The organism is Microbacterium sp. NPDC028030 (assembly GCF_040637855.1).
Classification (GTDB): Bacteria; Actinomycetota; Actinomycetes; order Actinomycetales; family Microbacteriaceae; genus Microbacterium.
In genome coordinates this window covers 980791-994810 of record NZ_JBEZXF010000001.1, presented here as the reverse complement: position 1 = coordinate 994810, position 14020 = coordinate 980791, and the positions used below count along the sequence as shown (strand labels likewise).

At 69.5% G+C, this 14020-nt stretch carries 14 protein-coding genes; 1 reads left to right on the top strand and 13 read right to left on the bottom strand.

The genetic code is table 11. The annotated features are described in order from the left end of the window. Positions 1–24: 24 nt before the first annotated feature. The 13 genes from AB0E56_RS04895 to AB0E56_RS04835 all read right to left on the bottom strand — a co-directional run bounded on the left by AB0E56_RS04895 (position 25) and on the right by AB0E56_RS04835 (position 12878). Positions 25–795: an IclR family transcriptional regulator gene (locus AB0E56_RS04895; protein WP_359797088.1), complete on the bottom strand. Its 771-nt coding sequence runs from the start codon at positions 793–795 to the stop codon at positions 25–27. Next, positions 792–1790, bottom strand: a complete 999-nt coding sequence (locus tag AB0E56_RS04890) for a M14 family metallopeptidase (protein ID WP_359797086.1) — start codon at positions 1788–1790, stop codon at positions 792–794. The genes AB0E56_RS04895 and AB0E56_RS04890 overlap by 4 nt, the downstream gene beginning before the upstream one ends. Then, a complete protein-coding gene (locus tag AB0E56_RS04885; RefSeq protein WP_359797085.1) occupies positions 1783–2892 on the bottom strand; it encodes a pyridoxal-phosphate dependent enzyme in 1110 nt (369 codons plus the stop codon). Before AB0E56_RS04885 ends, AB0E56_RS04890 begins: the two co-directional genes overlap by 8 nt. Continuing rightward, positions 2889–3740 carry an ATP-binding cassette domain-containing protein gene (locus AB0E56_RS04880; protein ID WP_359797083.1) on the bottom strand — a complete coding sequence of 284 codons (852 nt, stop codon included), beginning with the start codon at positions 3738–3740 and terminating at the stop codon, positions 2889–2891. The genes AB0E56_RS04885 and AB0E56_RS04880 overlap by 4 nt, the downstream gene beginning before the upstream one ends. Continuing rightward, positions 3737–4735: an ABC transporter ATP-binding protein gene (locus tag AB0E56_RS04875; RefSeq protein ID WP_359797081.1), complete on the bottom strand. Its 999-nt coding sequence runs from the start codon at positions 4733–4735 to the stop codon at positions 3737–3739. Before AB0E56_RS04875 ends, AB0E56_RS04880 begins: the two co-directional genes overlap by 4 nt. Next, positions 4732–5628, bottom strand: a complete 897-nt coding sequence (gene opp4C / locus AB0E56_RS04870) for an oligopeptide ABC transporter permease (protein WP_359797079.1) — start codon at positions 5626–5628, stop codon at positions 4732–4734. The genes AB0E56_RS04875 and opp4C overlap by 4 nt, the downstream gene beginning before the upstream one ends. A gap of 9 nt (positions 5629–5637) precedes the next feature. Beyond that, a complete protein-coding gene (locus AB0E56_RS04865; RefSeq protein WP_183151134.1) occupies positions 5638–6597 on the bottom strand; it encodes an ABC transporter permease in 960 nt (319 codons plus the stop codon). An 89-nt stretch (positions 6598–6686) separates the two neighbouring features. After that, on the bottom strand, positions 6687–8270 hold the full coding sequence (locus tag AB0E56_RS04860; protein WP_359797078.1) for an ABC transporter substrate-binding protein: 1584 nt from the start codon (positions 8268–8270) through the stop codon (positions 6687–6689). Positions 8271–8443: 173 nt separating this feature from the next. Then, on the bottom strand, positions 8444–9568 hold the full coding sequence (locus tag AB0E56_RS04855; RefSeq protein ID WP_359797076.1) for a sialidase family protein: 1125 nt from the start codon (positions 9566–9568) through the stop codon (positions 8444–8446). After that, on the bottom strand, positions 9568–10488 hold the full coding sequence (locus AB0E56_RS04850) for a dihydrodipicolinate synthase family protein (protein WP_359797074.1): 921 nt from the start codon (positions 10486–10488) through the stop codon (positions 9568–9570). The genes AB0E56_RS04855 and AB0E56_RS04850 overlap by 1 nt, the downstream gene beginning before the upstream one ends. A 33-nt stretch (positions 10489–10521) precedes the next feature. After that, a complete protein-coding gene (locus AB0E56_RS04845) occupies positions 10522–11274 on the bottom strand; it encodes an SDR family oxidoreductase (protein WP_359797073.1) in 753 nt (250 codons plus the stop codon). After that, positions 11271–12002 carry an MBL fold metallo-hydrolase gene (locus AB0E56_RS04840; RefSeq protein WP_359797071.1) on the bottom strand — a complete coding sequence of 244 codons (732 nt, stop codon included), beginning with the start codon at positions 12000–12002 and terminating at the stop codon, positions 11271–11273. The genes AB0E56_RS04845 and AB0E56_RS04840 overlap by 4 nt, the downstream gene beginning before the upstream one ends. 78 nt (positions 12003–12080) lie before the next feature. Then, entirely contained in the window at positions 12081–12878 is a 798-nt protein-coding gene (locus AB0E56_RS04835; RefSeq protein WP_359797069.1) for an SDR family oxidoreductase, read from the bottom strand. A 123-nt stretch (positions 12879–13001) separates the two neighbouring features. On the opposite strand from AB0E56_RS04835, the gene AB0E56_RS04830 reads away from it, so the two are divergent. Continuing rightward, a complete protein-coding gene (locus tag AB0E56_RS04830) occupies positions 13002–14003 on the top strand; it encodes a Gfo/Idh/MocA family oxidoreductase (protein ID WP_359797067.1) in 1002 nt (333 codons plus the stop codon). Positions 14004–14020: the final 17 nt, after the last annotated feature.

The window sequence follows — 14020 nt, the reverse complement described above, 5'->3', positions numbered from 1 at the left end:
GTTCCGACCCGACTCGCGCCCTTCTCACGCGGGGACCCCGGAGGCAGCGCCGAGATCGCTGTCGGCGAAGGCCGCTGCAGCGCCGATCATCTCGCTCATCCCGCGGGCGACGGCGGCGGTCTCCGCGACCGACAGACGACTCGTCGGCGCCGACAGGCTCACCGCCACCGGCAGCGTGGTGCGCGGCACGAGGACAGCAAGGCAGCGTCCGCCGATCTCGTTCTCCTCGTCGTCGAGCGCATACCCCCGTTCCCTGGTGCGCTCGACCTCCGCCAGGTACTCGTCCTGGTCGACGATCGTGTTCTCCGTCAGCGCGGGCATGCCCTCCTGGTGCAGGATCGCCCGCACCTGCGCGGTGGTCATCCGCGTGGCGAGGACCTTGCCGAGCGCCGTGGCGTGGATGAACTCCCGTTCCGCGGCACGTGGAGCGTTGCGGATCGACGCGCGGCTCTCGACGATCTCCAGGTACGCCACCCGCGAGCCGTCGAGGAGTCCGAGGTTGATCGTCTCGCCGAAACGGTCGCGCATGGCGACGAGCTGAGGGCGCAGGCGCCGCGAGAGGGTTTCGAGCCGATCGCCGTTCAGGGAGATCCCCATGCGGTAGTCGCCGCTGTCATCGCGCTCGACGTACCCCCGCTGTTCGAGCGTGCTGAGGTAGCGGAACACCGAGCTCTTGGGGAGCTCCGTGGCCTCGGCGAAGTCCATGAGACTGAGTCCGTCGGAGGTCGCCTGGACCAGGTCCAGGATGTCGCAGACCCGCTGCACGGAGCGGATGGAGTAGTTGGCGTCGCTCATAGTGGATTCCTTGTCGTGACGAGGTCGTCGGAGGCGAGACCGAGCACTCCGGGCCGGACGGGCGTCACACCGACCACCGGCTGACCGGAGACGATGGCGGCCGCGCGCTGCAATGTGGTGACGATGCCGTCGCTCGGGGCGATGACGATCTCCTGCTCCCGCCCGAAGACGTCGATGACACGACCGACCGGATCGCCTCGACGGACGGGGTCGAGGAGCGCCACGATCCGTTCGAAGAAGCCATCAGACGTCACGGCGGAGAACGCATCGGTGTCGCCGTCCCCATGCACCCACAGCGCAGGGGTGGGACGCGTACGCGGCGGGGTCTCGGCGGCGACCAGCCCGCAGGCTTCGAGCACGGCGCGCACGCCGTCTGCGTACGCGTCGACGTATCTGCGTTCCAGGACCCCGCCGAGGGGCGACTCGACATACAGCGCCGGGATCCCCCGCTCCGCCGCGACGGTGAGCGTGCGGCCGGGACCGAGGCGCGGATGTGTCCAGAGCATCGGCATTCCGAGCCCGAATGCGAGGCGGACGGCCTCGTCCGCAGCGGCGCTGCCGTCGTCGAGGCAGCCGACGAAGAGCGGCATGTCCGCCGCGCTGTTGGAGGTGTGAAGGTCGACGATCACGTCGGCGTGCGCGAGCACCTCGGACGTGAGGAGGTGCGCCAACTGCTCCGTCTGACTGCCATCCGCACGGCCGGGGAAGCTCCGGGCGAGGTTGCCGCCGTCCTCGGGAGATACCCGCATGTCGGCGCGGCGTGCGGCCTCGTGCGCGACCGGGATCACGGTCACCCGACCGGCGCGCAGGGTACGGATGGTGTCGGCGACGGTCCCTGCCGCGACGATCCCCCCGATTTCGTCACCGTGCACGCCTCCGAGCACCACGACGTGCGGGCCGTCCTGGCGGCCGCGCTGCTCGAACACGTCCACGCCGATGCGTCCGTCGGCGGTCGAGAGCCGCCGAGCCAGCGGATCCGCTCCGTGCTCACTCATCCATCTGCCTCTCTGTGAGCCGTGCGAGCACGCCGGCGACGGCATCGGCAGGGATCACCGGGACCTCGTGCGCGCCGGCGATCCGGCGTAGCGCCTCGACGTCCTTGTATCCGGCGCCGGTGAGGACCACGGCGACCCGATCGTCGTGACCCACCTTGCCCGAGCGGACGTCGGCGATGACTCCGGCGAGCGCCGTGGCACCGGCGGGCTCCACGAGGATGCCGTGCTCCCTGGCGAGCAGTCCCTGCACGTCGCGCACATCGTCATCGCTCACGGCCGTCGCGTGTCCGCCGGAGGAGAGCACCGCGCGGGATGCGCCCTCGGCGTCGTACAGGATCGCCATCTGCAGACCGGAGATCGAGGTCTGCACGGGACCTCGCATGCCGGACAGATCGCCCCCGAGCGCTGCGGGCAGCGCCGCCGCCCCCTCCGGATGCACCCCGACGACGCGCACGGATCCACCCGCCGTTGCGAATCCCCTGCCCAGGCCCGTGAGCAGGCCACCGCCGCCGACCGGGGCGTACACCACGGAGAGGTCTGGCACGTCCTCGGAGATCTCGTACGCGATCGTCTCGACTCCGCTCATCGCCTCGGGCGCGTAGTGGAAGCCGGTCAGCATCGGGTAGTGCCCGCTCGTGCGCGCGGCTGCAGCGATGGCATCGGCAACGGCCGCCGTCGAGGCGGCATCATGGCCGACTCCCTCGACCCGGTACGCCGTCCCTCCGGCTGCCGTGATCTCCAGCAGCTTGACCGGCACGGTGTCGGAGAGGGTGAAGAGGACGGCTCGACTCCCGGCCGCGGCGGCGTAGGCGGCGGCTGCGGCTCCTCCGTTTCCCGACGACGTTCCGACGAGGCCCGCGAGGCCGTCCTGCCGCACGAGTGAGGCGGCGACAGACGCGATCCTGGCTTTGAAGGATCCGGTCGGATTGCGGTCCTCGGCCTTCAGGTGCAGCGAGCCGAGGCCGAGCCGTCTCCCCAGAGTGTCGCTGAGGTCGAGGAGGGGCGTGTCGCCTTCCCCGAGCGAGACGATGTGTCGCGGGTCGCGGATCGGCAGGCGGTCGTGGAATCGCCACATGCCCCGGCACGGGAGGGGAGCGCTCATGTCGTGACCTCCGTCTCGTGACGGACGCCTCGGCGCCGCAGGCGGGGATCGGGCACCGGCACGGAGGCCAGGAGGCGACGCGTGTAATCGTGCTGCGGGTCGTCGAACACCGACTCGGTCGACCCCTGCTCCACGATCTCGCCGAGGTACATCACCGCGACGCGATGTGCGATGTGGCGCACCACGGCGAGGTCATGCGCGATGAAGAGGTAGCTGAGCCCCAGCTCCGCCTGTAGATCGGCGAGGAGGTTGATCACCTGCGCCTGGATGGAGACGTCCAGCGCCGAGACGGGTTCATCGAGGATGAGCATCCGCGGTTCCAGGGCGAGCGCACGCGCGATGCCGACCCGCTGCCGCTGTCCGCCGGAGAACTCGTGCGGGTACCTGGCGGCGAACTCCGGGCGCAGTCCGACGAGGCCGAGCAGTTCGCGCACCCGCGCGCGCCGTGCGTCCCGGTCGCCGACGCCGTGGATCCGCAGGGGCTCCGCGATGATGTCGCCGATCGGCATCCGGCTCGGGAGCGAGGCGTAGGGGTCCTGGAAGACGAACTGCAGCTCTCGGCGCAGCGGGCGCCAGGCCGCGGGGCGCAGCCGGGTGATGTCGCGTCCCTCGAACTCGATGCGCCCCTGGGTCGGGGCCTCGAACCCCATGATCGTCTTGGCCACGGTGGTCTTGCCCGAGCCGGACTCGCCAACGATCGCCAGGGTCTCACCCGGTGCGACGTGGAAGGAGACGCCCCGGACCGCCTTGACGGCTCCACGCTCGCGTCCGATCAGTCTCTGACGCCCCGGGTACTCCTTGACGAGGTCCTCCACCAGGAGGATCGGCGTGGTCGTGTCCGCGCTCATGACAGCACCTCGATCCGCTCGCTCTGCGCATAGGCCGGGTCGACGTAGTGGTCCTCCCCCACCCGCACGAGCCGATGGTCCCCGGAGGGCGCTCCGCTCCCCGGGAGGGCGACGGTGCCGGTCGGCGGCAGCTCGGGGCGCGCCCCCACGGTCGCCAGACGTGTGGTGCTGCGATCCATCCGCGGAAGGCTCGAGAGCAGCGACTGCGTGTACGGATGCCGGGTGTCGTGGAAAAGAGCGTCCACGGGCGCCTGCTCGACCACCCTTCCGCCGTACATGACCACCACGCGATCCGCCATCTCGGCGATCACGCCGAGGTCGTGGGTGATCAGCACCAGCGCGGCATCGACCTCGTCGCGCACGCGCACCAGCAGGTCGAGGATCTGCGCCTGGATGGTCACGTCGAGCGCGGTCGTCGGCTCGTCCGCGATGATGAGCTTCGGCCGGTTGGCGATCGCGATCGCGATCATCACGCGTTGTCGCATTCCCCCGGAGAACTGATGCGGGTACTGTTTCGCCCGCCGCGCGGCGTCGGCGATGCCGACGTCGCTCAGCAGCTCGTGCACCCGGGCTCGGACCGCCGGTCTGCCGAGTCGCCGGTCGTGCCGCCGGATCGACTCGGCAATTTGCTCACCGATGGTCATGACGGGATTCAGGGCCGTCATCGGGTCTTGGAAGATCACCCCGATGTCACGACCGCGCCGACGGGAGAGCTCCTTCTCCGATTCCGTCAGCAGGTCGTGTCCGGCGAAGTAGGCATGGCCGCCACGGACGACGGCCGACGGCGGGAGAAGACCCAGCGCCGACATCATGGTCACGCTCTTGCCCGAGCCCGACTCCCCGACCACGCCGAGGCACTCCCCTGGGCGCACGTCGTAGGACACGCCGTCCACCCCACGGACCGTCCCCGACTCGGTGCGGAACTCGGTCACGACGTCCTGCAGCGAGAGGAGAGAGCCGACGGGGTCGGATGTGAAGTAGGTGTTGTCGATCATCGGTGGCTCCTCGGGTCGGAGGCGTCGCGGAGGCCATCGCCGATGAAGTTCACCGCGAGAACGGTGATCGCGATCGCGCATCCCGCAGGTATCCACAACCAGGGCATCGATTGGAGGACGGTGAACGACTGCGCTTCGTTGAGCATGTTCCCCCAGCTCGCGGTGGGCGGCGGCACGCCGAGTCCGAGGAACGACAGCCCGGCCTCGAGCAGGATCGCCTGCGCCACCAGGATCGTCGCGACCACCGTGAGGGGGGCGATCACCGAGGGGATGACGTGCCGGACGAGGATGTGCGCGGTGCTCGCGCCGAGTCCGCGCACCGCCCTGATGCTGTCCTGGTCGCGGAGCGAGAGCACGAGTCCGCGCACGATGCGGAACGCTGTCGGCCACTCGAAGAGCCCGACGGCGAGGATCATGGTGGTGATGCTGGGCCCGGTGAACGCCACGATGATGATCACGACGATCAGGGTCGGGAACGACAAGACCACGTCGGTGATGCGGCTGAGCACCGAATCGACCCAGCCGCCGAAGAAGCCGGCGATCGCACCGAGCACGAGTCCGATGACAGTCGCGGTCAGGGCGACCGTGAGCCCGACCAGCAGCGAGACCCGCCCACCGGCGAGCAGACGCGCGAGCACGTCGCGACCGGCGGAGTCGGTGCCGAGGAGGTGCTCGGCGTTCGGGGGCTGACGGATCGCCGACGGATCGACGGCGTTCGGATCGAACGGGAGGAGTAGCGGCCCCACGACGGCGGCGAGCACGACGACAAGCAGCACGACGGCGCCGACGACGGCGAGACGATGGCGGAGGAACCGGCGGAGGGCGAGCCTGCGCGGACTCAACTCCTGAGGTGCGCCGGGCGAGGAGACGGGTGCTGCGACAGTATCGGTCATGTCACGGCCTCACAATCTGATCCGCGGGTCGATGATCGCGTAGAGGATGTCGGCCACCAGGTTGCACAGCAGCACCAGCAGCGCGATCATCATCACGAAGCCCATCAGGATCGGGTAGTTGCGCGCGAGGATGGCGTCCAGCGCCATGCGGCCGACGCCCGGCCAGGAGAACAGCTGTTCGATGATCACGGCCCCGGCGAACAGCACCGGGATCTGCAGGGCGACGACCGTCACGAGCGGGATCAGCGCGTTGTGCAGACCATGACGCAGCACGATCCGACCGCTGCTGAGCCCCTTGGACCTCGCCGTCGTCATATAGTCCTGACCGAGCACCTCGATCATGCTCGACCGGGCATAGCGCAGGTACGGCCCGGCGAGCATGAGACCGAGGATGCTGCCGGGCAGCAGCAGATAGTAAAGCGCATCGAGGAATCCTCCGCCGCCTCCTGGTGACCCCATTCCCGCGGTGGGCAGCCAGCGCAGGGTGAGTCCGAAGACGAAGATCCCGACCAGCGCGACGAAGAACGGCGGCACCGAGATCATGATCAGGCTGACGAAGCTGAGTCCGTAGTCGGCGATCGTGTTTCGGCGGAGGGCGGCGATGATTCCCAGCGAGATGCCGACCACCAGGGCGATGACGAGCGCGAAGCTCACGAGCCGCACGGTGGCGCCCAGCCGCTCCGACAGGACGACGGCGACCGGGCGCCCGTCCGTGTAGGAGTAGCCCAGGTTGCCCTGGAGCAGCTCGCCGATCCACCGCACATACTGCACGGGGAGCGATTGCGTCAGGCCGAGCTGTTCCCGCAGGCGTTCGAGAGCGGCTTCACGGTCACCCACGAAGCCGATCGGATTGAGCATCATCTCCGCCGGATCGCCCGGCATCGTGCGCACGAGGATGAAGAGGAGGAGGCTGATGCCGAACAGCACGGCGACGGAGATCAGCAGCCGACGGACGAGGAAAGCCGCCATGTGCGCCCTTTCTTCGGAGTGGGAGGGGATGCGGGGATCGGCGCCGCGGGATCATCGAGCCCGCGGCGCCGATCGATGGGTGTGTCAGCTCACTCGACGGTCCATTCCGCGATGTTCCAGAAGGCGTTCGTCGGGAGCGGGTTCACCTTGAACCCCTTGAGCCGCTCGCTGGTCGCCGCCAGCGTGTCCGGCACGTAGAGCGGGAAGATCGGCAGCTCGGTGTTGATGATGTGCTGCGCGTCGGCGTACGCCGCCGCCCGTTCGTCCTGGTCCGTCGTGGCGATGCCCGCGAGCAGCGCGGCGTCGAGGTCGGGGTTGCAGTAACCGGAGAGGGCGCCGTTGTCGCACAGGAGCCGCACGTTCAAAGCGGCAGGGTCGACGTTGAACAGTCCGTAGCCCGAGATCAGCAGGTCGAAGTCGCGGTTCTTGATGGCTTCGCCGAGCGCGGCGTTGTCGTACTGCGTCACCTTGGCGTTCATGCCGATCTCCTGCAGCTGACCGGCGATGATGGTCAGCGCCTGCTCGCGGTCCTTCGGACCGGGGACGATCTCGAGGCGGACCTCGGTCGCCGGGTCCCAGCCGGCCTCGGCGAGGAGTTCCTTGGCCTTGTCGACGTCACGGGTGTAGTGGACCAGATCGTCGGGCACAGCCCAGTCCGGCCCGTGCTGGACGGTGTCGACGACTTCGCCGTACCCGGCGATCACCTGGTCGACGAGGGCCTCACGGTCGATGCCGTACATGATCGCCTGTCGCACCCGCGGGTCGGACAGCTTGCCCGCGTCCCACGCGTTGTGCAGCGCCATGATGCCGGGGCCGCCGATCTCGTGGAAGGACACCCCGGAGAGCTCGCGGATGCGATCGGCGTCAGAGGCGGCGACCTGCGAGAAGTCGATCTCTCCGGTCTGCAGCTGCGCCTGAGACGCGTCCGTGGCCATGAACTTCGCGTAGACGTGGTCGAGGCCCAGGTCTTCCCGGTACTCGGGGTTCGGAACGAACTCGACCTCCTCGTCGGTGACCCACTTCGAGAACAGGTACGGTCCGATCCCGACCTCCGGCTCCCGGAAGGCGGGGTTCGTCGCCAGGTCGGCGACGGGCATCTCGCCGTAGACGTGCTCGGGGAGCATGAAGTACTGCGGCTCGGCGAAGTCGATGATCTTCGCCGAGTTCGGGTGGGTCAGGGTGAGCGTGACCGTGGTGTCGTCGACGGCCTCGATGCCGCTGACGGAGTCTGCTGTACCTGCGGCGACCTCGGCCGCACCGACGATGTCGGCGAAGACCCCGGAGATCTGCGATCCCGACTCGGGGTCGGCCATCAGGTTGAGCGTGTACACGACGTCGTCGGAGGTGAACGGTTCGCCGTCGCTCCAGTTCACGCCCTCGCGGAGGTGGAAGGTCCAGACCGTCGCATCGTCGCTGACCTCCCAGCTCTCGGCGAGGCGGGGTTCGAACTGACCCTGGTCGTCGACGCCGACGAGGCTGTCCCAGTGCAGGGTCTGGATCAGCTGGTTTCCGCCGACCTGGAGGATCAGCGGGCTGAAGGTGCTGGGGGCGTTGTAGAGCTGGACGCTGACATCGCGGGATCCCGTCTCGTTCGGCGTGCTCGGCGATGAACAGCCGGCCAAGGAGAGCGCGACAACGCCCGCGACGACCGCGAGCAGTGTTCTCTTCTTCACAGCGGGTACCTTTCTCGGAATGCGTTTCGGGAGGTGGCTCCGTGAACCCCGCGAACCGGCGTCTCATCTGTCGGCACTACAGGTTTCATTTCGCAATACTCCCGCGTCTTCTTCTCAAAGGGAAGAGGAGATTGTCTCATTCTTGTAAACTTCGCGTTTCATTTACTGAAACCTCACGGTCTCGCGAGTGTGTTCCAGCCGACGTAGCGACCGCTGCGCTCGTCGTACGAATAGAAGTAGACCCGGAAGGCGGAGCCCTCGCGCACGACGGCGGGATACCCGCACTGGTACTCGGCGGTCAGCCGTCCGTCGCGCGGGTCCCGCAAGGCCACGGGTTCGCTCCACGTGGCCCCTTGCGGGTCGCCGACCCGGGCCTCGACGGCCGGCTCGATCCCGCTCCCCTCCGGCGCGCAGCGCCGCGAGACGAGCAGCAGCCGCCCGTCGCCGAAGCGCGCCAGGGCCGGGGACATCCCGGAGAACGCCAACTGCTCGTACGGCGTCCAGGTCGCACCCCTGTCGGCGGAGTACGCGCGATGGAACCGCAGCGTCTCGTCTCGGCCGACGCCCTGCTGCCGCAGGACCGCGAGGAGTCGACCGTCCTCGAGCAGGCACACGCTGGTCTCCGAGAATCCGTCGGTGGGGTCGTGCGGGCGGAAAGACGGGTCCGATGTGTCCTCGTCGCCGTCCGCCCTGTCGCCGTTCCCGGTGTCGACGTACGCACCCGTGAGAGAGGCATCCGGGTCGAAGGCGATGGTCCCGGCGATCCGCCAGGATGCTCCGGCGTCCCGCGAGCTCAGCACGGCCGAGCGCCACTTCTCCTCCGCTCGCTGCCGCCCCCAGATCGGCCACAGAAGCTCACCGTCGTCGAACTCCAGGATCTCGCCGTAGACCGCGGGCCAGTGGAAGTCGATCCGCACGTCGTCGCCGGCGTCCCAGGTCGCGCCGTCGTCGCGGGAACGCACCAGCCGGAGGGCGATGCGGCGACCGGCCGTGCCCTCCCCCGGGGTCCAGCGGACGGTGTTGACCGGGAGGAGGATCGTGCCATCGGACAAGCGCGCCATGCCGATCGCCCCGAGCACCGCCTCCTCGTCGCCGCGCGGCACCGCGACAGGCACCGCGCGGGTCCACGTCGCTCCGCCGTCGAGGGAACGGGTGACGTGCACCTCTCCCCCCGGCCAGCCGTCCGGCACCGTCGAGTAGGCCACGACGTGGGCGGTCGGGGTGCGCACGGCTGCGGGGAACATCGCCGGCGCGTCGGCGACGATGCCGACATCGTCGATGCGGAGGGCGTCCGACATCATGACTCCCGCGCGGCGTCGACGATGCCTCGGATGCGGGAGGCGAAGCCGTCGGTGGGCGCCGTGAAGGGCTCGGCGACGGGAGACACGGGAAGGCCGAGCGTGTGAGCGGCCCCGACCTTCAGCGCGTTGATCGCCGCCGCCGGGCCTCCCGCTCCGTCGAGGCTCACGCGCAGCACCTCGAAGAGCGCCAGGTATCGGCGCACGGATTCGAGGTCGGCCGCGCCGTCGCGGTGCGCGTCGTACATCGCCACCGCCGGCGCGGGGAGCACGTTGGCGAAGCCCGGCACGATGCCGTCGAAGCCGAGGACGAATGCCGCATCGATCGTGATCTCCGACCCGATGTAGGTGCGGAACCCCTCGATGCCCGACACAGCCTCGACCAGGAGCCGTCCCGCGGTCAGGTCGCCCGATGAGTCCTTGACGCCTGCCAGCGCGCCGTCGGTCGCGAGCCGGGCGATGACGCCGGCCGGGAGCTTCCTCGGCGTGCGCGGCGGTACGTCGTAGGCGACCACCGGCACATCGACCGCTGCGGCGACGAGCGAGAAGTGCCGCTCCAGTTCGCTGTCGCTGGAGTCGAAGAACAGAGGAGGGAGCACGAGCACGGCATCGGCACCGGCGGCGACCGCATCGCGCGCGGCGACGACGGCCTCGTCGGTGCCGAGTCCGGCGACCCCTCCCCAGACCGGGACACGGCCGGCAGCGGCATCGACGACGACCTCGATGGTCCTGGCGCGACGAGCAGGCGTGAGCGAACCGAGCTCGCCGGTCGAACCGACGGCCAGGAGACCGTGGATACCGGCGGAGATCTGCGCCTCGGTGAGGACGTTCATCGCCGCGGCGTCGGGTTCGCCGTCGGGGGTGAGGAAGGTGACGAGAGGAGTGACGATTCCAGAGGGCAGCGCGTCACGGGTTGTCATTTGAGACTCCAAGGTCGGGTTGGGTGGTGGAGGTCAGGAGAGGAGGAAACCGCCGTCGACGAGGATGTCGATTCCGGTGAGGTATCCGGCGTCCACGCTCAGAAGGAATCGCACGACCGCGCCGATCTCCTCGGGGCGTCCGCGACGTCCGGCCGCGGGGGTGCGCACCGCACGCTGATCGGGCGGACTCGGCGGTGCGACGCTGGAGGGCGTGTCGATGTCGCCCGGCGAGACGGTGAGCACGCGGATGCCATACGGAGCGAGCTCGAGAGCCGCGCTCCGCGTGAATCCGAGGAGCCCCGCCTTGGTGGCCGAGTACACCGCCGCCGCCGGTGCGGCGGTGTGGGCGAGGACGGACGCGGTGCTGACGATGACTCCGCCGCCCGCCGCGATCATGTGCCGGGCCGCGGCCGCGCTGCACCGGATCGCGGCGCCAAGATTCACGGCCAGCATGCCGTCGACGTAGACATCGTCGACGTCGAGCAGCGCGCGATGGGCGGGCGGCCCGGTGATGGCCGCGTTGTTGACGAGGCCGTCGAGACCTCCGAGGATGTCGGCCGCGTGATCGACCAGGCGCTCGGCGGCCCCCGCCTCCGAGAGGTCCGACACGACACCGTCGACCCGATCGCCGAGACCGGAGGCGGTGAGGGCGTCATCGAGCTCGGCCCTGGTGCGTTGCGCCACCACGACACGGGCTCCCGCCTCGAGGAGCGCGGCACTGATCGCCGCCCCGATGCCGGTCGCGCCGCCCGTGACGAGCACCCGACGCCCTGCGAGCGCGGTCATGCGACGAGTCCCGCCGGTCGCCCGCCCTGCGCGTAGGCCGCGACGGCTGCCCGGATGTGCTGGTCACCCGCACTGAGCGCGACGGCCCCGTGTCCGGGGAAGAGCTGCGCGACACCCAGCTCGTCGACGGCGCGGAGGCTGCGGAGGTAGGCGACCTCGTCCGTGTCAGGCGTGTCGAGCACGGCGGTCCTCCCCTGCGCGAAGACCAGATCGCCGCTGAAGAGCGCACGCCCGCTCGGCAGCTCGGCGAGGTACGCGGTGTGATCGGCGCTGTGACCGGGTGTCGGCACCGCATGCACGACGACCGAGCCGACCGCGATCCTCTCGGCGACCTCGACGCCGGCGACGGCGTGCAGCACCTGATCGGCGGGATACACGCCCGTCCGGCGCGCTTCCGGCAGACCGATGGCCTCCTCGTCCGCGACCGCGAGCCACTGCGCCGTGAGCGCCGAGGCGAAGACGGGCGCGCCGAGCTCGCCCGCGAGATCAGCGGTCCCGCCCGAGTGGTCGACGTGCCCATGCGTCACGAGGACGCCCATCAGCGTGCGCCCTTCGAGAGCGGTGCGGACGCGAGCGAGAAGCTGCTCCGGCGCACGCCCGGCACCGGTGTCGATGAGCACCGCCTCACGGCCCGAGGTGAGCAGGTAGGCATGCCCATCCCATGGATCGCTGATCCCGAATCCGAGATAGCCGCTCGCGACGAGCGTGCAGTCGGCGGTCAGCTGCACCGGAGGCTCCCTTCAAATGAAACTTCCTGTTTCATTTCCATGCAGTCTGTCGGCCACCGTCGCCGGTGTCAAGAGAAATCACATCGACGACCAGCCGCCGTCGACCGGGATGACCGCGCCGGTGACGTACGAGGCCGCATCCGAGGCGAGGTAGACGAGCGTCCCGGTCACGTCGTCCTCGTCCGCGAGTCGGCGCAGCGGCACGCGGCGCTCGTAGGCGTCGACGAACCGTTCATCCTGGCCCTCCGAGCGCAATCCGCCGGGGCAGATGCAGTTGGCGCGCACACCGAGGGGACCGAGGGCAGCGGCGAGGTACCGCGTGAAGCCGACCATGCCCGCCTTGTCGAACGAGTAGAAGGCCGGCATCGTCATACCGGTCCCCTCGTAGATCGAGAAGTCGGGGGCGACCACGCCGTAGATCGATCCGATGTTGATGATCGACCCCGACCCCCGATCCGCCATACCCTTCGCGAGGGACTGCGTGACGTGGAAAAGACCGCGGGAGTTGACCGCCGACGTCGACTCCCAGTCGTCGACGCTCGTCTCGAACAGCCCTCCCCCCGCGCGATGGACGGCGTTGTTGACCAGCACGTCCGGCGCACCGAACCGCTCGAGGAACGCCGAGGCGAAGCGTGCGGTGCTCTCGGCGCTCGCCAGGTCGAGCGACATCGCCGACGCCTCCAGTCCGTCTGCGCGCAGGGTGTCGGCCGAATGCTCCGCACGCCCCCCTTCGCGCGAGGTCACGACGACGTGGGCGCCCGCCTCGGCGAGGGCACGGGCGAAGAGGCTGCCGTAGAGGCCGCTGGCCCCGGTGACGACGACCGATCGCCCGCGCAGCGAGAACCGATCGAGGAAGGAGGAAGGCGAAGCAGACAAGGAGTCGATCCTTTCGGGAGGGCCGATTGACAGCGCCCCGGGGACGCGATATCAATGTGTCTCATAGAGTGGTGAAAATCATTCCACAGAATGAAACACTTCGAAAGCCCCGGAAGGACCCCTGTGCACCCGACCCGTCGTGTGGCCCTGAGCGGCCTCGGATCGATCGCCCGCCAGCACGCCCAGGCGCTGCGTCGGACCGCTGGCACGCGGATCGTCGCCTTCGACCCCAGCCCGGAGATGCGGGAGGAGGCGCTCTCCCGAGGTCTCGTGGACGAGGTCACGACGAGCTTCGACGCACTCGTCGACGGCGACCTCGACGCCCTCATCATCGCCGGGCCCGACCACGTGCACATCTCGCAGCTGTCCGCGGCCTCGCTTCGGGGTATCCCGACCCTGGTGGAGAAGCCGGTCGCGGAATCCTCGACGGCACTGACCGACGCCCTCCCGTCGCTGCGCGCGTCCGCCGCACCCGTGCTCGTCGGCTATGTGCTGCGACATCGACGCGTGGTCGAGACCGCCCGACGGATGATCCTCGACGGCGAGATCGGCCATCCCGTCTCGTTCCAGGTGATGCTCGGTGCCTATGGGACGATACCCGCGGCAGCCTCCCGCTTCGCGACAGCATCCGCCGACCGGCTGTACCGCGACTACTCGCACGAGTGGGACTACCTGCGGTGGATCTTCGGACCTGTGGGCGAAGTCGTCGCAACCGCCCGCACCGTGGATCACGTGCCGCATGTCGAGTCACCCAACCTCGTCGACGCGCTGCTGCGGCATCAGAGCGGCATCGTCGGCGCCGTGCACCTCGACTACGTCGACCAGCGCGGCACGCGCACGCTCCACGTGGTCGGCAGCGGCGGCACGCTGTTCGCCGACATCGCCCGCGGCACGATCTCGGTTCGACGTGCGGGCGAGAACCTGGAACGTCACCACGACTTCGCCGAGTCGCCGGCCGAACCGCTCGCCCGACAGGCCGCGCATCTGCTCGAGCTCGCGGGCGACCGCGGCGTGACACCCCGAGTGGGTCTGGACGATGGGCTCGCGGCCCTCAGCACCGCGGAGGCCCTCGTCCGCTCGGCGGCCGACGACCGCTGGACCGCCGTCGACGCCTCGGCCCCCTGACCGCGACCCGAAGGGAC